The sequence below is a fragment of the Paenibacillus sp. Y5S-9 genome, from assembly GCF_036894235.1.
Taxonomy (GTDB): domain Bacteria; phylum Bacillota; class Bacilli; order Paenibacillales; family Paenibacillaceae; genus Paenibacillus.
The window spans coordinates 5,060,650-5,083,360 of record NZ_CP145887.1 but is presented as its reverse complement, the minus strand read 5'-3'; the positions used below and the strand labels follow the sequence as shown (position 1 = coordinate 5,083,360).

The 22,711-nt window shown below is 45.8% G+C and carries 17 protein-coding genes; 12 read left to right on the top strand and 5 right to left on the bottom strand.

Annotation, left to right across the window (positions count from 1 at the left end):
* The first annotated feature begins 69 nt into the window (after positions 1 to 69).
* Entirely contained in the window at positions 70 to 876 is an 807-nt protein-coding gene (locus V6669_RS22345) for an alpha/beta hydrolase (RefSeq protein ID WP_338588125.1), read from the top strand.
* A 25-nt stretch (positions 877 to 901) separates the two neighbouring features.
* Positions 902 to 1,885 carry a sensor domain-containing diguanylate cyclase gene (locus V6669_RS22340; protein WP_338588124.1) on the top strand — a complete coding sequence of 328 codons (984 nt, stop codon included), beginning with the start codon at positions 902 to 904 and terminating at the stop codon, positions 1,883 to 1,885.
* A gap of 135 nt (positions 1,886 to 2,020) precedes the next feature.
* On the opposite strand, the gene V6669_RS22335 is transcribed toward V6669_RS22340, so the two are convergent.
* Positions 2,021 to 3,508 carry a DUF5123 domain-containing protein gene (locus V6669_RS22335; RefSeq protein ID WP_338588123.1) on the bottom strand — a complete coding sequence of 496 codons (1,488 nt, stop codon included), beginning with the start codon at positions 3,506 to 3,508 and terminating at the stop codon, positions 2,021 to 2,023.
* Positions 3,509 to 3,610: 102 nt separating this feature from the next.
* On the opposite strand from V6669_RS22335, the gene V6669_RS22330 reads away from it, so the two are divergent.
* Positions 3,611 to 4,267 carry a DUF2625 domain-containing protein gene (locus tag V6669_RS22330; RefSeq protein WP_338588122.1) on the top strand — a complete coding sequence of 219 codons (657 nt, stop codon included), beginning with the start codon at positions 3,611 to 3,613 and terminating at the stop codon, positions 4,265 to 4,267.
* A gap of 154 nt (positions 4,268 to 4,421) precedes the next feature.
* On the opposite strand, the gene V6669_RS22325 is transcribed toward V6669_RS22330, so the two are convergent.
* Positions 4,422 to 5,762 carry an MFS transporter gene (locus V6669_RS22325; protein ID WP_338588121.1) on the bottom strand — a complete coding sequence of 447 codons (1,341 nt, stop codon included), beginning with the start codon at positions 5,760 to 5,762 and terminating at the stop codon, positions 4,422 to 4,424.
* Positions 5,763 to 6,010: 248 nt separating this feature from the next.
* On the opposite strand from V6669_RS22325, the gene V6669_RS22320 reads away from it, so the two are divergent.
* Complete coding sequence (locus tag V6669_RS22320) at positions 6,011 to 6,394, top strand: VOC family protein (RefSeq protein ID WP_338588120.1); 384 nt, start codon at positions 6,011 to 6,013, stop codon at positions 6,392 to 6,394.
* 63 nt (positions 6,395 to 6,457) lie between these two features.
* On the opposite strand, the gene V6669_RS22315 is transcribed toward V6669_RS22320, so the two are convergent.
* Entirely contained in the window at positions 6,458 to 9,109 is a 2,652-nt protein-coding gene (locus tag V6669_RS22315) for a cation-translocating P-type ATPase (RefSeq protein ID WP_338588119.1), read from the bottom strand.
* A 313-nt stretch (positions 9,110 to 9,422) separates the two neighbouring features.
* On the opposite strand from V6669_RS22315, the gene hcp reads away from it, so the two are divergent.
* The 5 genes from hcp to V6669_RS22290 all read left to right on the top strand — a co-directional run bounded on the left by hcp (position 9,423) and on the right by V6669_RS22290 (position 16,428).
* Positions 9,423 to 10,715, top strand: coding sequence for a hydroxylamine reductase (hcp, locus tag V6669_RS22310; RefSeq protein WP_076332902.1), 1,293 nt, complete (start codon positions 9,423 to 9,425; stop codon positions 10,713 to 10,715).
* A gap of 300 nt (positions 10,716 to 11,015) precedes the next feature.
* A complete protein-coding gene (locus V6669_RS22305; protein WP_338588118.1) occupies positions 11,016 to 12,425 on the top strand; it encodes a PTS transporter subunit EIIC in 1,410 nt (469 codons plus the stop codon).
* Positions 12,426 to 12,651: 226 nt separating this feature from the next.
* Positions 12,652 to 14,277: a helix-turn-helix domain-containing protein gene (locus V6669_RS22300; RefSeq protein WP_338588117.1), complete on the top strand. Its 1,626-nt coding sequence runs from the start codon at positions 12,652 to 12,654 to the stop codon at positions 14,275 to 14,277.
* Positions 14,278 to 14,379: 102 nt separating this feature from the next.
* Positions 14,380 to 15,396: an ABC transporter substrate-binding protein gene (locus V6669_RS22295; RefSeq protein WP_338588116.1), complete on the top strand. Its 1,017-nt coding sequence runs from the start codon at positions 14,380 to 14,382 to the stop codon at positions 15,394 to 15,396.
* Positions 15,397 to 16,428: an NAD(P)/FAD-dependent oxidoreductase gene (locus V6669_RS22290; protein WP_338588115.1), complete on the top strand. Its 1,032-nt coding sequence runs from the start codon at positions 15,397 to 15,399 to the stop codon at positions 16,426 to 16,428.
* A 671-nt stretch (positions 16,429 to 17,099) separates the two neighbouring features.
* On the opposite strand, the gene V6669_RS22285 is transcribed toward V6669_RS22290, so the two are convergent.
* A complete protein-coding gene (locus tag V6669_RS22285; RefSeq protein WP_338588114.1) occupies positions 17,100 to 18,074 on the bottom strand; it encodes an ABC transporter substrate-binding protein in 975 nt (324 codons plus the stop codon).
* Positions 18,075 to 18,277: 203 nt separating this feature from the next.
* Between V6669_RS22285 and V6669_RS22280 the strand changes: the two genes are divergently transcribed.
* Together V6669_RS22280 and V6669_RS22275 are read left to right on the top strand one after the other, a co-directional pair.
* Positions 18,278 to 20,128 (top strand): AraC family transcriptional regulator, encoded by a 1,851-nt coding sequence (locus V6669_RS22280; RefSeq protein ID WP_338588112.1) that lies wholly within the window; start codon positions 18,278 to 18,280, stop codon positions 20,126 to 20,128.
* Positions 20,129 to 20,345: 217 nt separating this feature from the next.
* Positions 20,346 to 21,116 (top strand): glucose 1-dehydrogenase, encoded by a 771-nt coding sequence (locus tag V6669_RS22275; protein ID WP_338588111.1) that lies wholly within the window; start codon positions 20,346 to 20,348, stop codon positions 21,114 to 21,116.
* Between the two features lie 106 nt (positions 21,117 to 21,222).
* On the opposite strand, the gene V6669_RS22270 is transcribed toward V6669_RS22275, so the two are convergent.
* Entirely contained in the window at positions 21,223 to 21,855 is a 633-nt protein-coding gene (locus tag V6669_RS22270) for a TetR/AcrR family transcriptional regulator C-terminal domain-containing protein (protein WP_338588110.1), read from the bottom strand.
* A 164-nt stretch (positions 21,856 to 22,019) separates the two neighbouring features.
* Between V6669_RS22270 and V6669_RS22265 the strand changes: the two genes are divergently transcribed.
* A complete protein-coding gene (locus V6669_RS22265; RefSeq protein WP_338588109.1) occupies positions 22,020 to 22,562 on the top strand; it encodes a CueP family metal-binding protein in 543 nt (180 codons plus the stop codon).
* The last annotated feature ends 149 nt before the right edge of the window (positions 22,563 to 22,711 follow it).

Here is a 22,711-nt window from a genome sequence, read left to right as displayed (position 1 = left end):
CAACATTTTCCGATATAATAATCAGATAAAATGATTCAAGTGAATACTACCTCGGAGAGGTGATATGCAATGACGGTTGATGTACTTGTAAGAAATAATGTTAAGGTACTTGGCTCGGGTAGCCAAACGATTGTATTTGCTCATGGTTTTGGATGTGATCAGGATATGTGGCGTTACATTGTTCCAGGTTTTATGGAGAATTACCGTGTGGTGTTGTTTGATTATGTTGGATCTGGTGAATCTCAAATTAACTATTATGATGCTGTCAAATATAACAATCTTCAAGGATACGCTCAGGATGTGCTGGAAATTATGGAAGCGCTTGAGCTAAAGGACACCATATTTGTCGGGCATTCAGTTAGCAGTATGATTGGTATGCTGGCATCGATTCAGAACCCTATATATTTCAAACAAATCGTTATGTTGGGACCCTCCCCACGTTACGTGAATGATCTGCCGAATTATTATGGAGGTTTTGATCGAAATGATATCGATGAATTGCTTGAGATGATGCAGATGAATTTTATTGGATGGGCGAGTTATCTGGCACCCATTGTGATGAATAATCCGGAACGGAAAGAGCTGACGGAAGAGTTGGAGAAAAGCTTCTGCTCCAGAGATCCGCATATTGCGAGACAATTTGCCGAGGTGACGTTTTTGTCAGACTGTCGAATTGATCTGGAGCAGGCAACTGTGCCCACATTGATTCTTCAGTGCTCCGATGACAGCATTGCCCCGGTAGAAGTAGGGGATTATCTACACGCTCATCTGAAGAATAGCAGGTTGCAACAGATGACGGCCAAGGGACACTATCCGCATCTAAGTCAACCGGAAGAAACCATCCGAATGATTAAGGATTATTTAACGAGCGCATAAAACGCGGAAGAAAGGCAGTTATTCCATGGATATACAATTAGATCTGGCTCCCTGTGGATACTTCTCTATCTCTGATTCGGGCGTCGTACAGTCGATTAATCAAACTTTTCTTACGATGCTTGGCTATGAACGTGATGAGCTGATAGGGCAACATATTGAATCGACCATGTCGGTGAGCAACAAGGTGTTTTTCCATACGTATTTCTATCCCTACATCCAGTTATATGGACATGTGGACGAGATGTACTTCACGTTCCGTACCCGTGATCAGCAGGCTGTTCCCGTGCTGCTTAACGGTGTTCGTCAGACCCGTAACGGGGAAAGCGTTGTGGATTGTGTCGTTGTTGTCATGCGTAAGCGAATCGAACATGAGAAGGATATTTTGCATACCAAAACGAAGCTACAGGAGCTGTATCAAGCGACGCAAGAAGCGAACAAGGAGCTTGAACGACTGCATGAGGAATATAAAATTAAAGAGCAGGCGTTAATTAAAGTGAATGATCAGTTGGAGACACTGGCCTCCACCGACTTGTTGACAGGATTGAAGAACCGCAGGTTTTTCCAGGAAAAAATGCTTGAAAGCTTAATGATGTTCCGTGAAAAACAACGTTATTTCTCCCTTCTGGTTGTGGACATTGATCATTTCAAAAGCATTAATGATACGTACGGACATCCGATCGGAGATCTGGTGCTCGGCAATCTGGCAGGGCTGCTGCAATCGGTATCGCGAAGTACGGATGTGGTTGCACGTTACGGCGGGGAGGAATTTGTGATCATTCTTCCAGATTGTGAAGAGGAGCAGGCGATTGGTATCGCAGAACGATATCGGTCACAGGTTGCTTCAGCCGACTGGGGTGAATATAACATTACTGTGAGTATCGGTGCGGCCACTGTGGTAGAGGAAGATACAGAACAGTCCTTGTTCCAAAGAGCGGACAACGCCCTGTATGCCTCCAAAACCGGAGGACGAAACCGGGTGACACATGCAGCCCAGATGGTAAGAAGTTAAAGGTTGGATTACATCAAAAAAAAAGCAAAAAGGAGCCTGTGCAGTATGAGGGAAATGATCCCACATAGCACAGGCTCCTTTGATTTGCGTGAAAATAGGCAGGGCTAATTCCACTTGAGTAACATCAGATTAACTTTATCGCGGAGCAAGGTAACCATACGCCTTAGCCGGAGAGTTGGCCTGAGGACGAAAATCTTCGCTCAGTTCATCCATAAATGCCGGGTTCACATATATGGAGTGTGCATCATTCCCAGATCCCTTGATGTAGGCGGCGATGCCGGAGTAGGCTTTATTTTTCCAAACCCACAGGGCATCTTGCTGCTCACCTGGTGAGTAATAGACATTATGGTCAAACACATTGCCGGTATTGCTAGTGTATTCGTTGTATATCAGTACTTCCGAGCTGCCCGATACGAGAATGTTACGCATGAACGTATTGTTCTTCGTCCGTGACTGCATGAATAACTGTCCATTGCCTGCATTCAGGGTATCATTTCCCACAAGTGTATTGTACATAATCTTGCTATCCTCGGTAGCTCCTCGTTCCTCGTCATAACCTCCCATGGCAATACCCGTCAATCTGTTGGAATAAATCAGGTTATCACGCACAGTAATGTTGCTGGTCGAACGTCCGGCATGTTCCGAGGCAATCTCAATTCCGATATCGCTCCGATATACCCGGTTCTGGTCGATGATATGATCTTTCCCGCCATCTACATAGATGCCGCCGGCCGAGTTGGTATCATTGGGCAGGTCTTTACCGTAGGAGGGGTTGTTATTGGACGTAATATCGTATACTTCGTTGCCTCGTACAATGCCGTTCCGAGCCTGATCGTATGTATCATCCTCAGACGTACCCTCGTACCCGATCAGATCAATACCAATATTGTCGGAATCATGGATGATATTGTCCTGTATGGCAAAGGTATCAACATTACCGTTGACTGCGAGTGATTCGCTTGAACCAAGTGTAAGATCATACAATTCATTATCCTTGATAATGATATCGCGTAATGCTTGGGGGTGCTCTGTGCCATATATGGCAATACCGTGGGCATCCCTGCCCCGCAAATCGGGACCTTCAGGAGGTGCATAACTAGCAATCGAGTGTATGGTATTGCCTAACAGCTGAATATCCTCACCTGCTCCGTGGACATAGATCCCGGTTGGAACTTGGCCCCCTAGTGTGGTCGTGAAGTTACGAATTTCGAGATTCTGAATCGTGATATAACTGGCATTTTCAATTTCAATCAACCCTTCAATCCCCCGAACGGATAGATCTTTACCATCAATGATAACCTGCTCCTGAGGATAACTTGAAAATAGGGTTGGATTAGCGGAAGATTTACCGCTCTTGGTGATTTTGACTTTCTGATGATAGACACCTTCACGCAAATAGATCGTGCTTCCTGGCGAAGCATGGTCGGCTGCGTGCTGCAACGTTTTCCAAGGAGATTGAATGGTTCCTTTATTCGAGTCATTTCCTTGGGGTGATATGTAATGGATGACCTGGGGATCAGACTTTTGAACAGAAACGGGTTCCTTCATGGCAGATGTATGATTCTGACAACCGGATACGAGCACCATCAGAATTGGAATCATAAGTATAACTACGCGAATCAAATCGTTTCCCCCTTGAAATTAGCTTTGAAGATAGATTATAGCAGATTTGAACGGGTTAATAAGCCATGATATGCTCTAATAAAATCAGCGAGGAGACTGCTCATGAATACATTAACGATAGCTGAATTAGTAGATCGGGAGAATCACGCATGGGAAGAACTCAAGGAACTCCTGGACAGCGGGCAAAATACATATGTGTATGTTCCAGCAAAGCAGGAAGCTGGAGAGGATACTCTCTATCGTCTGCAAATAAGCACCAAATCCTATTTGGGGGCTGTTGCTTATGAGACAGAAGGTATTGTACTGGACCATGGCTGGATCACGCTGCTTGGTGCGGGTGGTGACAGTACATCTGGGAGTCTCACCAGTTGGAATGGTGTGAGTGAGCAACCTTGGGCAGATGTACTGGAAGGTATGATGGTCGTTGCATATGATGCGGCAGGTGGTTTCTTCGGACTGGATACAGGCAAGTATGGCCGCACGGGACACATTTATTATTTTGCACCGGATACACTCGAATGGGAATCGACAGAACTGGCATATTCAGGTTTCATCAACTGGCTGGCGAATGGCGATCTGGAGCAGTTCTATCAGACCTTTCGCTGGAAAGGCTGGCAAGAGGATATGTCTCAGCTACAGACAGGTCAAGTATTCGCGTATTACCCACCACTTTGGACGCAGGAAGGTGACGGCGAGAGCAGCAGTAAAGCCCCAATTAGCATAATGGAGGCCTGGAAGTTCGCACTGGACGGTAAATAGTTGGCATGCTGCTGTAGGATGAATTCAGGAAAGTAACCTGTAAGTTCAAGTTCATTGAGTGATCTACTTTTAAAAAAACGGCATTTCTGTTCCGAACTCAAAAAGGCTCGCGCTTGGCGCGGGCCTTTTTGTTCTGAACTTTAAACCTCAATTATCAATTGTCCAATGTAACAGGTTTAATGCCTGAGCGTGAAGCTCTGCTATGCCAGATGGTCAGCCCGAGTGAAACAACACAGATGATCAACAGACAAGCATACACTACATGATAAGCTTCCTCGACCGAGACTCCCGGAATGCTGTGTAGCAGCAGCCCACACACGGCTACAGACACCGAACCACCGAAGAATTGGATCAATTGTAACATCCCCATACCTGAACCAATCTGGGCTTTGGGAAGCACTCGTGACGCTTCATTATTCAGTGAAGCCATGGAGGCTGACAGTGCCGGTGAGAAAAAGAGATAACCACTGGTAATGATCAACGCAGACTGATCAAGTCCGAGCATGAATAGGGCAAGTACAGCTGCGAGCAGAATGTGTCCGATGATCATAAATCGCATATTGCCATAACGGTCGATCCACCGTCCGACGAAGCGGGTGCAAAATGCTGCAACAATAGCTCCGGGAGCAATCAGCAAACCAATGGCGAGCGAAGAGCGTCCATATAAATCAGCGAGCACAAGCGGCATCAAAAACAGATTGCCCAGATTCACCACCAGCACGCAGAATCCGATAAGGATTAACCGGGTGTATCCTGGCGTTTGGAACACTTGTGGATTCACAAACGGCAGATTCGCTTTCCGAATATACAGGAGGTGTGCAATAAGCGAGATAACGCCCACGGCAAACCATAACCAGGATTGCTGGGTGATCGCGACCAGAAGTGTAATGGCATTAATGACGGTTAATATGGCACCAATAACATCGAACGGCTGATCTGTTTTGACGGATTCACGGGGGAGAAAATAGAGCAATACAGGCAGAGCGAGCAGGACAAGCACGGTTATGGCAAAAAGTCCGTTCCAGCCCCAGTACTCGCTAATGAGTCCACCGACAATGGGGCCAAGTCCAAAAGCCATAGCGCTACCTGATGAGATCAGCGCGATGGCAGCTCCGCGTCGTTCCACCGGGATGTAACGACTTGCAATGACGAGACCCAGCCCGGCCATAACTCCTGCACCCGCAGATTGCAGAATACGTGTCAGTAACAGGATCGCAAAGTTATGCGCGAACAACCCCAGCAATGAAGATAACCCCAGGATCAGAAGCCCAACCGTTAACAGTTTGCGTACCGGGATACGGTCTGACAATCGACTGTAAATCACCGTCGACAGGGCGTAACCAATGGAATAACTTGAGATGACCCAAGACCCCAGGTCCGAGGTAATCTGTAGATCATGAATAATGACTGGCAAAGAAACATTGAACATGGTGGTATTCATCACAACGATGAACAGGCAACATGTCCAGAGTGGCATGACAATTTTATCTTTCACGGTACCATTCCTGTCTTATCTATGAATGTGAATTCGGATGGAGCTTTGATGAAAATGTGATGAAAAGCAATATATCATTTTACGCTCTATTTTATTATATGGCAATAATGTCATACTGTATATTGCGCAGTATAAGTAAAATTAAGTGATGTAGAGTCGGAATTTATAGACTAGTTCCCTGAAATTGGGTAAGATGATGGTTGGACTACATAATCATGTTTTGAAGAGATTTTGAAGGAGACTACAGTATGACTCACTTATTATTAATGTCCCACAGCGTATTTCCGACTCTGGATATGAAGCGAACCGCGCAGTTTTATGAAGAAAAGATGGGCTTTCGGGTGGTCGAATATCTTGATGCCGCGGAACCTCATATCTGCCTGTATCGTGATCTTACCGAGATTATTTTAACCCAAAGCAATGGTCAGAAAGTCATTCCCAACAGAAAATTATATGGGTATGGATATGATGCATATTTTATTACCAAGAACCAGGAAGAGCTTCAACAGGAATTGATCAACGCCGATGTGAACATCGTAAGTACCCTCAATCATACAGACTATAATAACAAGGAGTTTGTGATCGAGGATATTGATGGACGATGGATCGCTTTTGGCATCAAACAGGGATAATTAGATACAGAAACAGGCGCTCCGATAACGGGCGCCTGTTTGTGCATGTTATAACTGCAGATCTTAAGCCGCAGTAACTTGTTTGCCGCGATTGCGAATCCACTTGATGACATCCATCAGAATGACGGCAGCAAGAGCAAGTCCGCCTGCAATCAGGAACTCATTCCAACCGAATGTATCCGGGATGGCGAAGACACTGCGAACACCTGGAATCAGTGTGATTGCATAGAGACAGAGACATACCAGAATGGAGCCAAGCACGAATTTATTGGTCATGAAGCCCACCTGGAAGATGGTTTGTGTATTGGAACGTGCTGCAAAAGTTTGCAGGCTGCGTGCCAGAATCAAGGTTGTGAAGGCCATAGCCACACTGATTTCCTCCGAGATGCCAAGTCCGATATATTGGGACACAATAACAGCCGCACCAATCAGGACACCACGTGTAATTACAGCTTGCAGGGTTCCGCCTGCGAAGATCCCCTCGTTAATATCACGCGGTTTGCGTCGCATGACATCCGGCTCGGGTTTCTCTGTACCCAAAGCAATGGCAGGCAGGGAGTCGTTCACCAGATTGATGAACAGCAGCTGTAGGGCCGTAAATGGATTAACCCAGCCGACGATCAAGGCAAACAAAATGGCGATAATGGCACCGAGGTTACCGGCGAACAGGTATGCGATGGCTTTTTTGATATTATCAAATACCATCCGCCCAACACTGACCGCATTCACGATGGAGACAAAGTTATCATCCGTCAGAATCATGGCAGCCGCATCTTTGGCAACATCTGTTCCGCTGCCCATTGCTACGCCGATGTCAGCTTGTTTCAGCGCTGGTGCGTCATTGACCCCATCTCCGGTCATCGCTGCAACCTTGCCTTTACGTTGCCATGCACGCACAATCCGGATTTTATTCTCAGGTGATACTCTGGCGTATACTGAGATGTGTTCAAGTTGTTGATCCAGCTCTTCATCGGACATTTTGTCCAGTTCAGCGCCGGTAATGGCAAGATCATCCGGTTCGGCAAGGCCGATATCCACACCGATGGCCTGAGCCGTCGTTTTGTGGTCACCAGTGATCATGATGGTGCGAATGCCCGCTTTTTTGGACTCTTCAATAGAGCCGTATACCGCTTCACGCGGTGGGTCAATCATCGCTGTGAGACCCACAAGTGTCAGATCATGCTCGTCATCAATGGTGACCTGGTTTTTATCATCAAATTTTTTGTACGCATAGGCCAGCACACGGAAGGCTCGTTTGGAGAAGGCCTCATTTTTTTCTTCAAACTGTGTGCGAATCTCGGGTGTGAGGGGCTGAACCTCACCGTTGATAAATACATGACTACAGCGACTGAACAGCACATCCGGTCCACCTTTGGTCAGCAAAGCCGTCTGTCCCTCGAAGGTATGCACCGTACTCATGAGCTTTCGATCCGAGTCAAAAGGAAGCTCGGCTTCACGCGGGAACTGGTCACGGATTTCATTATAATCCTTGTTCACCCGGTTGCTGAAGGCAATCAGGGCCACTTCGGTTGGATCACCCAGTTCCTTGCCTTCCTGGTTAATATTTGAGTCATTGCAGAGCACTGCAATATGTAACAAACGTCGTTCCTCTTCCGACCACTGATCGGGATCATCGGGAAATTCGTCCTTGGTGCCATGAGGAATATAATAATCGACGACAGTCATCTTATTCTGGGTTAGTGTTCCTGTTTTATCTGTACAGATGATACTGGCAGAACCGAGCGCCTCCACGGCAGGCAGTCTGCGAATGATCGCATGTTGTTTGGCCATCTTATTTGTTCCGAGTGACAATACGATAGTCACAATCGAGGAGAGCGCCTCAGGAATGGCAGCAACCGCAACTGCTACGGCAAACATCAGTGCATTTACGATGGATGGTCCGATATTCTCCGTACCTTCGGTCAACCATACACGACCGGCTTCAATGCCAAAGATGAGAATCGACAAGCCCAGGATGAAAAAGCCCAGTTTTTTGCTGAATGATTCCAACTTGCGCTGTAATGGGGTGTTCTTGGCTTCGGCATTTTCAATCAGTTCGGCAATTTTGCCAATTTCGGTTTTGAGAGCCGTACCTGTAATGACAAGCATGCCCCGTCCATATACGACGAGTGAGCCACTGAAGGCCATATTGCGACGATCTCCGATTGGAGCTTCATCCGGGATGGTATCAGCGTGTTTCTCCGCAGCTTCGGATTCTCCGGTCAGCATGCCTTCGTTGATTTTCAAACTTCCTGATTCCAGGATACGCCCGTCTGCCGGGACATAATCACCTGCATCCAGCATAACAATATCACCGGGAACAAGTTCCCTCGCTGGAATGGTCTTTTTCTGCCCGTCACGAATGACCTTGGCTTCAGGAGCAGACATTTGTTTCAGCGCGTCGAGCGAGCTCTCGGCTTTTTTGGTCTGAACTACGCTGATTACCGCGTTGAGTAAAATAACCAGGAATATGATCAACGATTCAATCAGGTGTCCAAGGACAACCTGTACCGCGGCTGCAATTAGCAGCACAATGACCATCGGATCTTTAAAATTTTCGAGGAACAGTTTCCAGACTGGTGTTGCATCTTTCCCTTTTAACTCGTTATATCCTTCCGTTTCAAGTCTCTTGGCAGCTTCGGATGTCGTGAGTCCCTTGGAGGAACTCTGCACATCCTGAAGGGTTTCCTCCGCACTGTGTCTGTAATGTTGCAATTGACCAGCTCCTTGAATATTAGATTTCTCTGTGTATTACCCTTACGGGCAAATTCTAGAATCGTTTCATTTCCGTATTTTTTTAAGATTATGGATTTATACGTTTTTAGCTGTACACAGTATTTTTCATAATGATCCGAGATATGCCTTTTTTCGAATGTTATTATTTCCAGTCAGTTTGGATGATAGTCTGGAGAACCATATATAGATATTGGATTAGAAACTGTGTGCACCATCACACTAGCTCATATCAGGGTCTGTTACGCTATTACATAACGAACCGCGTTTAATCTAAGTTTGGAGGGGAACCCATATGTTTTGTTATCAGTGCGAACAGACGCCGAGTGGCGGGTGCACCGTGGTAGGGGTATGCGGTAAAAACGAAACAATCGCAAGTTTGCAGGATACGATGATTTTTGCGTTAAAAGGCATCGCTGCTTATGCGACACATGCACGCCAGTTGGGATATCATGATCCTGAGGTGGATCGGATTACACATGAGGCATTATATATGACATTAACGAACTCGAATTTTAATGTACAGGAACATCTGGAGATGGCGATGAAGGTAGGTAATGCAGCAATCCGCATTATGGATGTGCTGGATCGTGCGCACACGGACCGCTTTGGTGTACCACAACCAATTACGGTTAGCCAGAATCAGATCGAAGGACAGTGCATCGTGGTGACGGGACATAATCTGTATGCATTGGAGGAGTTGCTTCGTCAAACTGAAGGGAAAGGAATAAACATCTATACCCACTCGGAAATGTTGCCTGCGCACGGTTATCCGGCGCTGAAGAAATATGCCCATCTCAAGGGCAATATTGGCAAAGCCTGGTATGATCAAAGAAGACTCTTCGAACAATTCCCGGGTGCTATTCTTGCAACGACTAACTGTGTCATGCCGATCAAAGGCACGTATGCAGACCGCTTTTTCTCGTACGAAGTGGCGGGTCTGGAGGGGGTTGCCAAGATTACAGAGGATGACTTCTCACCTCTGATTGAACGTGCATTGTCACTACCTGCGGCTAATGTACAATCGGAGCAAGTCTTAACAACAGGATACCATCATGAGACCGTGATTGGGCTTGCGCCCGAGATTATTCAAGCGGTGAAAGACGGCCATATCCGTCGTTTCTTCGTTATCGCAGGCTGTGATGCACCAGGCAAAGGCGGTAACTATTATCGTGAACTCGCAACATCCTTGCCGAATGATACTGTAATTCTGACAACCTCCTGTGGCAAGTTCCGCTTCAACGATGTGGATTATGGTACGGTTGGAGATACGGGCATACCGCGTTATATCGACCTGGGTCAATGCAATAATTCCGGTTCTACGGTGAAAATTGCCATGGCTTTGGCGGATGCTTTTGGCTGTACCGTGAACGAGTTGCCTGTCAGCATTGTCCTGTCCTGGTTTGAGCAAAAAGCAGTTGCGATCCTGCTCGGCCTGTTCAGCCTTGGCATTCAGGACATTCGAATTGGACCAAAACCGCCTGAGTTCATATCGGAAGGTGTCTTGGATGTACTCGTGGATATGTTTGGTCTGAAGTTAATTACAACAGCAGAAGAAGATATGAACGCGATGTTGGCACTGTCATAGAATGAAGGGTGTATATTTACGTGCAACGCCATCTGATGACTGTGAATGTCGGTTGTGAGTATGAAGAGTATGACTCATAAGTAAAGATGGATAAGAGCCTACATAAGAGTAGGCTTTTTTGCTACGTAAAGAATGTCATAGGTCCATATACCTTGTATAAATGAACATGCAATGTAAGGGAAAATAGTTTTTTTATCCTATTGAAGTTTTTTCATGGAAATGTGTATATAGATAGAGGCAGATTAGATCATAACACATCACAAAACACGGGTTTACCGTAATATGAGGAGATCGTACATAATGCATGACACACAGATTGAAGATTGGTTGAAACTCGCAGGTGGCAAGGAGAACATCAAGCTCGTAGAACACGATAAGGGCACAACGACGCTAGTACTGAAGGACAGTACACAATTGAACATGTCGGCACTTGCCTCCGCAGATGTTATGGCAAATATTCGGGTAACAGGTGAGCAGTGTCATCTGGCAATAAGAGATGAATCTTCACTTATCTACAATACGTTACTGGGTATGGATGCTTGGGATTCAACAGAGACAGCGTTGCAGGAAGCGGGACACACGAAGAAGAACAGATTCTCGATCTTACATTTTGTATCCGATGTGTTCAGGCCCTTGATGCCTGCAATTCTCGGAGCTGCTGTTATTAAAATTATAGTTGCCATTATTGCGTTAATGGATACGTACAGTTCTGCGGACTCTTCAGCATTGATGGACAGCCAGACCTTTACGATCTTCAGAATCATTGGAGACAGTGTATTTTATGTACTGCCCGTATTGGTAGCAATCAGCACTGCGTATCGGTTGAAGAGCAACATCTATGTTGCTGCATCGATTGGCGGACTCATGTTTTATCCAGAGATGACTATGCTGATGTCGGGGGAAAAAGAGGTGCATTTCCTGGGTTTGCCACTGGTGTCCCAGCCTGCTTTTTACTCTACGGCCTTCTGGGTCATTCTAACGATCTGTGCAGCGGCCTACCTGGAGAGAGTTGTTGAACGATGGAGTCCAAAATTCTCCAAAGGGGTGGTTGCCCCATTCCTGACGTTACTGATTCTTGTTCCGCTAGTATTGATGATACTTGGTCCAGTTGGGACTTGGATTGATGAATATCTGCCGGAAGCATTGGATTCACTAGTAGCTAATGCTCCAGTGGTGTCGGTGATGTTACTGGGAGCAGTTTTCTCGTTGATGTTAATTATAGGATTACACTACTGGCTGATTGCCATTATCATTAATGAGATGGTTATGAATGGTGGTTCTATGGTGATTGCTGCCATGTTAGTGGCGATTGTAGGACAGGCGGGGGCCGCGCTCGCAAACGGAATCCGCTCGAAAGAGCCAACATCCAGAAGACTTGCTTTCTGGGCTACTGGAACAGCACTCCTGGGAGTCGTAGAGCCTGCATTGTATGCGGTCAACATGAGAAAAAGATCCTCTTTCTACGCTGCATTGCTGGGTGGAGCTGCGGGTGGATTGTATTTAGGACTGTTATCTGTCAAGGCATTTGCTATGGTGGGGAATCCGAGCTTGGTCAGCCTCCCTCTCTTCATCGAAGAGGGTAGCCTGAATCTGTTACACACATGCATTGGTGTGGTTATTGCTTTCGGTGTCTCAGGTGGACTGACGTATTGGATGGCAGGAAAAGGACAGAAACGGGGACAGGGGTCACCGAAGGCCAGCATTGAGTAATACGTAGAACGTACTTTTGAAAAAGTAGTGTTAAAGTTGTAAGAAAGAGCCTATACCTGATGGTACGGGCTCTTTTGAGTTTTATCTGAATAATACAAGAATGAAATGCTCAGTAGCAGTCCACCATTTTATTCAAGCCATAGCTTGTTGGTTATGGAGTTGTCATGTATTTTGATATAGTGAAACCTATAAATCTGGATTACTAATCCCTTTGAAAGGATAACCTATGTCTGACAACATGGAATGGATTGCTCAATGGAAGTCAACGAATACACTAAGCAACGCTTGGATAACAAAAGGCGAGCTGCATCACTTTTTCAGTCACACTTTGATATTTATCATTGATGGAAAAGCGATCTGGAATATAAATGGACACCGAGTTCACGTCTCCTATGGAGAATTAATTGCGCTTGAAGAGAATTCCGTAATGGAGGTCATTGAAGGTGGCAACCTGGATCTGGCAGGCTGGCATGTTCAGTTCGATACATATTCGGTGCTGCATGATCGACGGGAAGCTGAGAAGTTCGAATGGCATTTACCGTCAGGAGAGGCGTATCAGAAAGTGCAACTGTCCGGTGGAGGCTTGGCAAGTATCATTCAGCATTGGAGTGAAGTGCATACACAGGATCAGAGTGCAGGATGGGTTGGGAATCAGCATTTGTTATATGAATTGTTAAGTTATCTATATCGGAAACAGCCGGATAACGAGTTGAAGCCAGAACACGGTATACTTCGCTCCATTGACTATATGCAGCAGCATTATGATCAGGTCATTACACGCACACAGTTAGCTCAGATCGCTGGTATTAGTCCATGGCATTATTCACGCAAATTTAGCGAGCGATATGGTAAGCCACCTCTGGATTATCTGGCCCACTACCGGATCTATCGGGCGCAGGAAGAACTGTTATTAACCGCTGCAACCTCTCAGGATATTGCCAAAAAGACTGGATTTGAAGATGCTCATTATTTTAGCCGACGATTCAAACAGCTGACTGGCGTATCACCAAAGATATATAGGCAGACGATGACGCAGCGCAAGATCGTATCACTTTCTCCAATCTGTGCAGAAATTATGATTCATCTGGGTGTCATTCCCCATGCCGTAGTGGTAACTTCGATCCTGTTGTCTCCACATCACCGTGAACAATTTACCGCTCATGGAGTGAAGATGCTGGAGGTGACACAGTATGAGGTGGAGATAGAACTTGTTCGACAAGTTCAACCGGAGATGTTGATTGGAAACGTATTGACGGAAGAGGTCAAGAGGGAGCTGCGCACAATTGCACCGATTCTTACCGGACTTCATCAAGATGTAGAACCAATACTCGATCAATTAGCAGCCTGGTTTCTTAAAGAAGATGAGGCTTATAGACTGCATCAGCAGATGAAACATGAAGTCAGTGTAGCTAAGCGACAGTTGCAACCCATCATCCAATCCGCATCCACAGTCATGTTGCTGAGGGTAGAAGCGTTTGGTTATCGATATCTGGGTGGGCATTCACACGGGGTATCACACTTGTTATATGAACAGCTTGGATTAACACTGCCGCACGCACTCGATTCAGGTACAGCCTGGTTTAATCCTTGTTCGCTTGACCTGCTGACGCAAGCCAATCCAGATTATCTTTTTGTGGAGAAGCGGATCATGCAGCACTTCAGTGCTGAAGAGAATATGAGGAAACTATGGGAGAGCCCGCAATGGAACGAGCTGAAGGCTGTGAAAAATAATCGGGTATTTTACGTAGATACTCACCTGTGGGTAGACGGTCACGGAATTACGGGACACACTCTGATTCTCAATCAGATCGTTCGCCATCTTTCGGAACCTTTTCATGAGAGAGCACAATAATCCAACTGAATACGCACGATATACTATGGAAGCAATACTTCTTATTTGATACTATTTGATAATAATTATCATTATCAATATACATAAGGGGCGAAGTATATCATGTCACGAAGATTTAAAGGGTTGGGCATCATCCTGTTGGTGATTAGTGTAATGCTGGCGGCATGTTCCGGTGGAACCAAGGAAGAGAATGCAGCAGCTGGAACAGCAGGTGCTCCAACTGAAGGAGTAGCGAGTACTGCAAAAGAAACAGCGACTGAAAGTGGGACTAAGGTGGTGAAGGATCAGTTTGGAGAAGTAACGATTCCAACTCATCCTCAAAACCTGGTTGTGTTTGATTCGATCTATGCCGAGTATCTGATTGAAATGGGTGTTACACCCCAAATCGTTTTGTTAACTCCGGAGGTTGAAGCGGAATACCGCCCTGATTATTTGAAAGAACATGGAGTCCAGATCATTGAAGTCGAGCAATATCAATATAATTATGAGCAGTTGCTTGCGTTGTCACCGGATATGATCCTTGCAGCTGGCGAAGGTATGGAACAGGGCGTATATGATGAATTGTCCAAAATCGCTCCTACAGTGGCACTGGATGCCAACAGTGAAATGAAACGTGCTATGCCAAAGCTGGCTGCCATATTTGACAAGACCGAAGAATCTGCCAAAGTACTGGCTGAATTTGATGAGAAAGCCTCACAAGCGAAAGAGAAAATTGCGGCAGCCCTGGGAGACAAGACCGTATTGGTTCTCCGGGTAGAGCACAATCGTTACCGTTTCATGGGTCCCAAAGGAGGAAGTAGCAGTGTTTTCTTCTATGATATCCTGGGTCTGAATAGTCCTGAAGCGATCAAAGATTCTACAGATTGGTTTAGCCAGTTCTCCCTGGAATTCTTACCTGAGATGAATCCGGATTATATTTTCCTGGAAGACAGAACCCTCGTGGGTTATGACACGAAGAAATCCATGGAAGATCTGAAAGCAAGCCAGGTGTGGTCGAATCTGGAGGCTGTGAAAAATGATCATGTCTTCCCGTTGAAGACAAGCCAATTCGTATCGGGTGTGGGTCCGATTGGCTCTGTAAAATTGATGGACTATGTTGTTGAAAAGTTGGTGCCTTAAATGACAACGGAGACACACTTGGATATCTACGATATTACCATCGTTGGTGGTGGACCTGCTGGCATGTACGCCTCCTTTTATAGTGGCATGAGAGCCATGCGTACCAAAATCATCGAAGCCAAGCAGGAACTGGGTGGATTCATGCGTACGTACCCGGAGAAGCTGATCTGGGATGTGGGCGGGATTGATCCGATTCGCTGTGAGAAGCTGATTGAATCGCTGGAGAGACAGGCGAGAACGTTCGATCCAACGATTGTGTTTGGGCAGGAAATTGCTGAGCTTGAACGACGTGAGGATGGTGTATTTATACTCATTTCCAAAACAGGGGAGCGTCATTACACACGTACCATCCTGTTATGTGCGGGCAGAGGCATGACTCAGGTGCAAAAGCTGGATATCGAAGGTGCCAATCGGTATGAGCTGACCAATCTGCACTATACGATAACCGATCTGTCCCGATTTGCCGGGAAGCGTGTTCTGATCTCGGGTGGCGGCGATTCCGCAGTCGACTGGGCGAATGAAATGGGCAAAATCGCAAGTGAAGTCACGGTGGCACACAGACGTCATGAATTTACCGGACACGAGTCGCCAGTTGCTCAGATGAAAGCTCAATCCAAAGTCATGACACCATATACTATCTCTCGCTTATACGGTACAGGTGATAAAGTCGATCGTGTCGAGTTGGCTCATGTAGAAACTGGTGAGATCAAACATGTTGAAGTGGATGAAGTTGTCGTAAGCCATGGGTATGATCGTGATTTTGGTAACCTTGTGCAATGGGGACTGGCGCGGGAAGATTACGGCGTATCCGTTGATCAGCGCATGCGTACCAACATTCCAGGCATATTTGGAGCAGGTGATTTCATCACTTATGGAAGCAAAGTCAGGCTGATTGCAGGTGCTTTTAACGATGCGGTGCTCGCAGTCAACAGTGCCAAGACGTATCTGGAACCTGCTGCTTCCGACATGGCGGGTGTATCCTCTCACAATGCCCGGTTCTATGAGAAAAACAAAGCGCTCTCCAATACGTAAATAGGTTTGCACGGATGGAAGGCAATCTGAAGAAGCCCGAACAACGTCGAGATTTCCTCGAAATTGCGTCGGGCTTCGGCGTAGCCTTGTTTGTTAAAGTGATATGTTCAAACCAAATAAAACAGCGCCACCTGAATCATTCTGGTGGGCGCTGTTTGTGTAATCTTTTTTTGAGCTGGATAAAAAGTCTTGAATCCCAGACTACCAATAATGGCGAATGGATAGATGATTTTCTAAGGAACTCAGGACATCTTATTTGGCCTTCAGGTCCTCTTTTTAAATTCTAAGGAACACCAGACACGTTATCAATGAAAACTCCCTAGTAAAAACACTGAAAACGGCCTTTTAATCTGATATAGAGTGTCTCAGGTTCCTTAGATTTCTGTATGCGCTTCAAACCCTTGAATAAGACGCCTCAGATTCGTTAGTGCTTGCTTCATACTTTGATCCAACCGGCGGCGAGCCTAGAGGACGATCCTGAATCCTGCCCTGAATCCCGTCCGAAGTGTAGCTTTTCATAGTAAGGGAGAAAAGCTGCTTTTACGACGTCTCAATCGCTTGCTCGCACTTGAAGGGCACGTTCTCATACATTCAGGATTCAGTGTGTTTGCCTTCTACGGACACGTTCAGGTTTGCTGGCTTTCATTATTTCACTAGATTTAAAACTTGTTCTAATTCAGTTCAGTCTGTCCACTTGCGAGTCGATCTGCGATCTCTTCGGCTTGTAGAATGGAGGTGTAGGGATCAGCTGTGAAATATTTATGAATATCCAGTTTGTAGATATGGTCGTTCTGCACCGCAGGCAGATTGTCCCAGACGTTAGGCAACAGGGAGTGATCTTTCGTGCCTTCTGTAACCATCATCAGCAGGTAATCACCTACATACTCTCCAAAGACCTCCGCGCTAGCTTCCAGATTTTCTTTGCCTTGGTCCAGAAGATCTGATTTTACCTTGGGTGCCGGAGTTAGTCCAAGCAGTTCATAGGCTGCTCTTCCACCACGATTGGCGCTGTTGCCGATAATGGCTGGGTTCTTCAAAAAGTTAAAATCGGCAACGGTGAAGGTGGCACCGTCTGGAATTACACCTTTAATTTTGGCCTGAGCAGCTGCAATCCGTTGTTTAAACGATTCGTTCCAAGTTATGGCTTCTGCTTTGCGGTTCAGAATCTCGCCCATGGCTGTCACTTCGGCTTCCATGGAATCATACTGATCGGGTACGAATACGACAGTCGGAGCGATTTTGGAATAGGTCTGAAATTTCTCCTGGTCCCATGTGATAATCAGGTCCGGTTCCAGCTCTACCATTTTCTCAAGTGAAACCTCACTGTGGTTACCCAAATCCGCGCTATCCACAAGTTTATCACGCAGGAACACTCCATAATCCAGCAGGCTGCTCGGCACACCAACGGGTGTTACGCCGACAGCCAGAACATGTCCTATATTCCAGTCAACGACAACCCGCTCCGGGTTAAGGGGGACTGTAACGTCTCCCATCATCGTGGAGAGTGTTCTTGTTTGGGGTGCGGTGTTTCCTGTTTCTGTCGCCCCAGGTTCCACCGTCTCTTTCTGGGTACAACCACTAATGAATACGGCCATGATCAGCAAAACAGGCAGGGCGATACGATACCAAGCTTTCTTAAACAACATGACGAACCCTCTTTCTAATTGATAATGATTTTCATTTAATATAACTCTAGAGGCAATCTGACGATTGCACAATAACCAATTCGGAAGCGGAAGCATAACCATTTCAGAACAGATGTACAGGTTGAATTGAGAATGATTATCATATATGATGAGGCGAAGCTTTGGATGTAGTAACGAGGAAATACAAAGAAAGGTCCATGACGATGAACATAGAAGAATACGGGGCATTATGGGAGCATATAACGATCCGATTACTGGATATTCGAATCATTACCGTGAAAATCAGTGAAGATCCTAATACGTGGACACTTCCCTCGAATGCTTTTTTATTAATTACGAATGGCAAGGGAAAGATTTGGCTCGGTCAGGCAATGCATCACATCAAAGGGACATATATTCTGCACGCCTCCAAAGGAACGCGCCTGGATTGCCTGGCTAAGAAGCCGATGGAAATACATGTGTTGTCGTATTCGTCAACAGAGTCAGAGAAGCCAATTGCTGAAAGATCCCAAACATATACTGGGGCGGAGTCTTTGCAAGTCAGTTTTGGTTTTGAACCAACGTATCCATTGCCATTAATTGAAATCATGCAGTTGATATACAGACAGTGGAATGAACTACAGTCAGCAGGCCGGATTCAAACCAAGGCGTTGTTCTACCAATGGCTCGCCGAGATGCTGAAACAAATGCAGGAGCAGAGGAAGAACCGTACGAAGCTGGATCGAGTAGATCAGGCAGTGCTTTATCTGAAACGTCACTATGCGGAACCACTCAAGATGGAACAGGTAGCTGATCTGTTGAATTGTAGTCCAAGGTATCTGAACCAATTGTTTCAGCTTCAATTAAATACGAGTCCCAGTCGTGTGCTGTCACAGATTCGGATGGAACAGGCGATGAAACTACTGGTGAGCACAAAAGGGACCTTACAGGAAATCGCGGAGAGAGTAGGCTATGAGAACGGCTATACGCTAAGTCGTTATTTCAAGAAACATTATGGTGTTTCTCCGGAGTTTTACAGAAAACGTCTAGAGAGCAGTATTCCAGATATAGCCCCGAATACATTCCAACCAAACACCCTTCTGAAAAGTCACTATCCGGAATGGAGCGAACGAGCGGTACCCATACTTGAACTTGATCAGACCCAGCCAAAACAGAAGATTATAGATCTACAAGGAGTTCAAGTGAGGAAACCCCCAGCGCCCGCGGTACCCAGAGCCAGAACTCGAATACTTGCCACAAGCATGGGCGAGATTACGATACCGACCAAGCCTAGCCGTGTTGTCGTGGACTGGAATTTGGGAGAAGTGCTGGCATTGGGAGTGACGCCTCTTGGAGCGCCACATTCACTCATTGAAAGCAACCAAATGCTGGAGCCTTATATCTATGACCAAATACAGGATATCGGCAATCATAATTTTATCTCGCTCGAAAAAGTGCTTGAACTGGAACCGGATTTGATCATCACCTGGAATCCTGCTGCCTACGCTTCCTATGCCAGAATTGCACCTACGGTGGTCTATGGAGGGACTGGTTACGGCTCTGTCGCCGAGGAGATTCGAGAGATGGGACGTATTCTGAATCGCCAGACAGAAGCCGAGACATGGATTAAGGAGTACGGGCGGAGAGTACATACTTTGCAGCAAACCATCACGGGCAAGATCTCCGCAGAGAAGACATTTACCGTCATTGATCCGAACTGGGGAGAACATATTACCCTTGTGGGAAATACGGGAACTCGTGGAGGTAAGGCAGCCTACGGGTTACTGAACTTGAAGCCAGCAGGCAAGGTTCGCCAGGAACTATTGGAGCCGGGCCTGGAATATCTGGATATTGCGCGGAGTGCGGTAGGTGGGTATCTGGAGGACTACCTGTTGGTGTTGGATAATAGTCCAAGACATGAGCTTGATCAAGCTTCAGGCAAACCATGGCAGAAGTCCATCGAGACAGATCACTGCCGGATAATTAGCCTTGACTGGAATAGATATTTCCTCTCCGACCCGTTGTCTGCGGTGCTGCAAGCCGAGGAAATGGCAGAACAGATTATCGCACGTTGAGATGGAATACAGTATGAGAGTGAAAACAACAGATGGGTTTAGATTTGTGGATTAACTTTGACATAACAGACATTAGGAGGTTCAGACTATCGGTTATCCCACAAACGGCTGTTTATTTGCTGATTGAAAGAGCTTTCATTTCATCCGTATACTAAAGGTGTTAACAGGTTGGGTGTCAGAATGAGGCATTCATCGTAATAGGAAAGGATGATATGAAATGGGCAGATTAACTGGAAAAGTTGCAATTATAACCGGTGCCGCAAGTGGAATGGGATTGGCAGGTATTCAATTATTTGCAAAAGAAGGAGCCAAGGTAGTGGCTACCGATGTGGCAGTCGAAGCTTTGGAGGAACAGGTTAAACAGATCGTAGCCGATGGCGGGGAAGCTATCGCGTTAAAGCTGGATGTGTCCAGCCCAGAGTCCTGGAACACTGTTGTGGAAGAAACCGTATCGAAATACGGCAAAATAGATATTCTGGTCAACAACGCCGGAATTCATATGGCCAAAGGCATTTTGGAAGCTGAGCTAGAGGATTGGGACAAGGTTATGTCTATTAATGGAACAGGTGTATGGCTCGGCATGAAGGCAGTCATTCCTTATATGCAGAAGAATGGACAAGGTTCCATCGTTAATACCTCTTCCATTGCAGCAATCATTGGTGGAATCGCGGATGCTCAGGGCGCGGCTTATAGTGCTTCCAAGGGATCTGTACGTTCATTGACAAAACACGGTGCACAATGGTTCGCCAAAGATAACATTCGTGTGAACTCCGTACACCCGGGTGCTGTGTTTACGGGTATGGTGGAGAAAGCAGGCATCAAATCCCAGGTGGAAATGGGGGAGAATTACAAAAATCTTGCTCCACTACCTCCACATGCTGGTGAATCTATGGATATTGCTTACGCCTACCTGTTTTTGGCATCTGATGAATCCAAATTCATTACAGGTGTTGAGTTGCCTGTAGATGGTGGATGGATCAGCAACTAATTAAAATAAACGTTTTGACATATTAAAGAGGTACTGTCTCTCAAGCTTCAAGGGAGACAGTACCTCTTTTTAACAACAGATCCCACTACTGAGTTATGGCGTAACGTTATCTTGATGGACTCATTGCAGAATGGAGATTAGACCGATAGATCTCTTGGGATCGGTTCATGCGTGTGAATTCCAACAGTTGTTCAGCCATATAGGAGGCGCTGTATTTGAAGTTGCTTTTCACCCAACTCGTAACTAAACCAAGAACGGCATTAGCCTGATAACAGGCGAGAAGTTCTTTATCCAACCGTGGATCAGGCGACAGATCGGTCACATCCTCCAGATACAAGTTCTTAAGTGTTATATAGAGTGTATCCCTAAAATCCAGTAGCACGTTTGAATGAACCAATAATGTATAGAAGGAGGCATGAGCCAATACATGGTCGAAAATTTGAATTGCTGAGGCGTTAAGGTCCTTAATATCGAAATCTCGGAAATGCTGATAGGGTGCTCGATAGGCTGATTTTAGATCGTCAATCACGTCATTTAACAATTCATCAAACAGGTCTTCTTTGTATACATAATGCTTATAAAATGTGCTGCGGTTCAAATCAGCAGATTTGACAATATCGGTGATGGTTATACTGGCCAATGGCTTACGGGACATCCATTCCAGAAGGGCTGTCTTCAGAGCCAGTTTGGATTTGTGTACTCTTCGATCGGTGTCAGATACAGATGGAGACTTAAACATATACACAACCTCCCTTACTTATCAATGATACAGTGCACAGGCAGCAGATTACTCTTACTACAATACAAAAATGTGAATATATGGTGACTTTGGTGTCGTAAACTGTCCGTATCACTGTGTTCTACCTTATAATAAACCAAAACGGACGAGGAGATGGACTCCAGATGAAGAAACAAATATGGATCATTGCAAGTATTGCGGTTGTAATTGTAATCGGAACCTATCTGTTTGCAAGCAATACGGGCAAGGATGAGGCAGGCACAGCCAGTGCGCCCAACATCCGAAAATTGGTGGAAGATATCAGCACAGGAAAAGAGACACCGGAATCTGCCTCCATTAATGCCAAACAGTTAATCGTCACCGATCAAGATAAAAAGACCACTACATACGATTTGCCTGAAAATGAATTTTTCCTTTCGATTGCGCCCTATGTGGATCAGACCCATCCCTGTGCAATTCATAGCTTGACCGGTTGTCAGGGGGAAATGAGCAATAAGGAATTCAGCGTTACCATTCACGATTCTCAAGGCAACACTTTTATGAAAGATGAAGTGATGAAGTCTGGTGCGAACGGGTTTATGGATTTTTGGGTGCCTAGAGACAGAACCTATCTGATTCGTATTGTTGGAGATGGAAAGGTTGCAGAAACGCAATTGTCTACATACGAAAATGATAATACATGCATCACTACGATGCAGTTGAGTTAATGCAAACAGTATAAGGGAAGGATGGCTTTTGAGCTATTCCTTTCCTTTTTTATTTCATAAAAGAATGGGAATAAGGTACTTTCCATTGACAAAAATCCATTCCTACGGCATAATCCAATAGTGATAATGATAATTGTTATCATATAAAT

What these genes read in the sequence shown, in the direction of transcription:
- hcp (WP_076332902.1), top strand. Translation starts at nt 9,423, where the DNA reads ATGTTTTGTTATCAGTGCGAACAGACGCCGAGTGGCGGGTGCACCGTG.
- V6669_RS22320 (WP_338588120.1), top strand. Translation starts at nt 6,011, where the DNA reads ATGACTCACTTATTATTAATGTCCCACAGCGTATTTCCGACTCTGGAT.
- V6669_RS22265 (WP_338588109.1), top strand. Translation starts at nt 22,020, where the DNA reads ATGAAGAAACAAATATGGATCATTGCAAGTATTGCGGTTGTAATTGTA.
- V6669_RS22285 (WP_338588114.1), bottom strand. Translation starts at nt 18,074, where the DNA reads ATGTTGTTTAAGAAAGCTTGGTATCGTATCGCCCTGCCTGTTTTGCTG.
- V6669_RS22275 (WP_338588111.1), top strand. Translation starts at nt 20,346, where the DNA reads ATGGGCAGATTAACTGGAAAAGTTGCAATTATAACCGGTGCCGCAAGT.
- V6669_RS22300 (WP_338588117.1), top strand. Translation starts at nt 12,652, where the DNA reads ATGTCTGACAACATGGAATGGATTGCTCAATGGAAGTCAACGAATACA.
- V6669_RS22345 (WP_338588125.1), top strand. Translation starts at nt 70, where the DNA reads ATGACGGTTGATGTACTTGTAAGAAATAATGTTAAGGTACTTGGCTCG.
- V6669_RS22305 (WP_338588118.1), top strand. Translation starts at nt 11,016, where the DNA reads ATGCATGACACACAGATTGAAGATTGGTTGAAACTCGCAGGTGGCAAG.
- V6669_RS22295 (WP_338588116.1), top strand. Translation starts at nt 14,380, where the DNA reads ATGTCACGAAGATTTAAAGGGTTGGGCATCATCCTGTTGGTGATTAGT.
- V6669_RS22290 (WP_338588115.1), top strand. Translation starts at nt 15,397, where the DNA reads ATGACAACGGAGACACACTTGGATATCTACGATATTACCATCGTTGGT.
- V6669_RS22340 (WP_338588124.1), top strand. Translation starts at nt 902, where the DNA reads ATGGATATACAATTAGATCTGGCTCCCTGTGGATACTTCTCTATCTCT.
- V6669_RS22270 (WP_338588110.1), bottom strand. Translation starts at nt 21,855, where the DNA reads ATGTTTAAGTCTCCATCTGTATCTGACACCGATCGAAGAGTACACAAA.
- V6669_RS22330 (WP_338588122.1), top strand. Translation starts at nt 3,611, where the DNA reads ATGAATACATTAACGATAGCTGAATTAGTAGATCGGGAGAATCACGCA.
- V6669_RS22280 (WP_338588112.1), top strand. Translation starts at nt 18,278, where the DNA reads ATGAACATAGAAGAATACGGGGCATTATGGGAGCATATAACGATCCGA.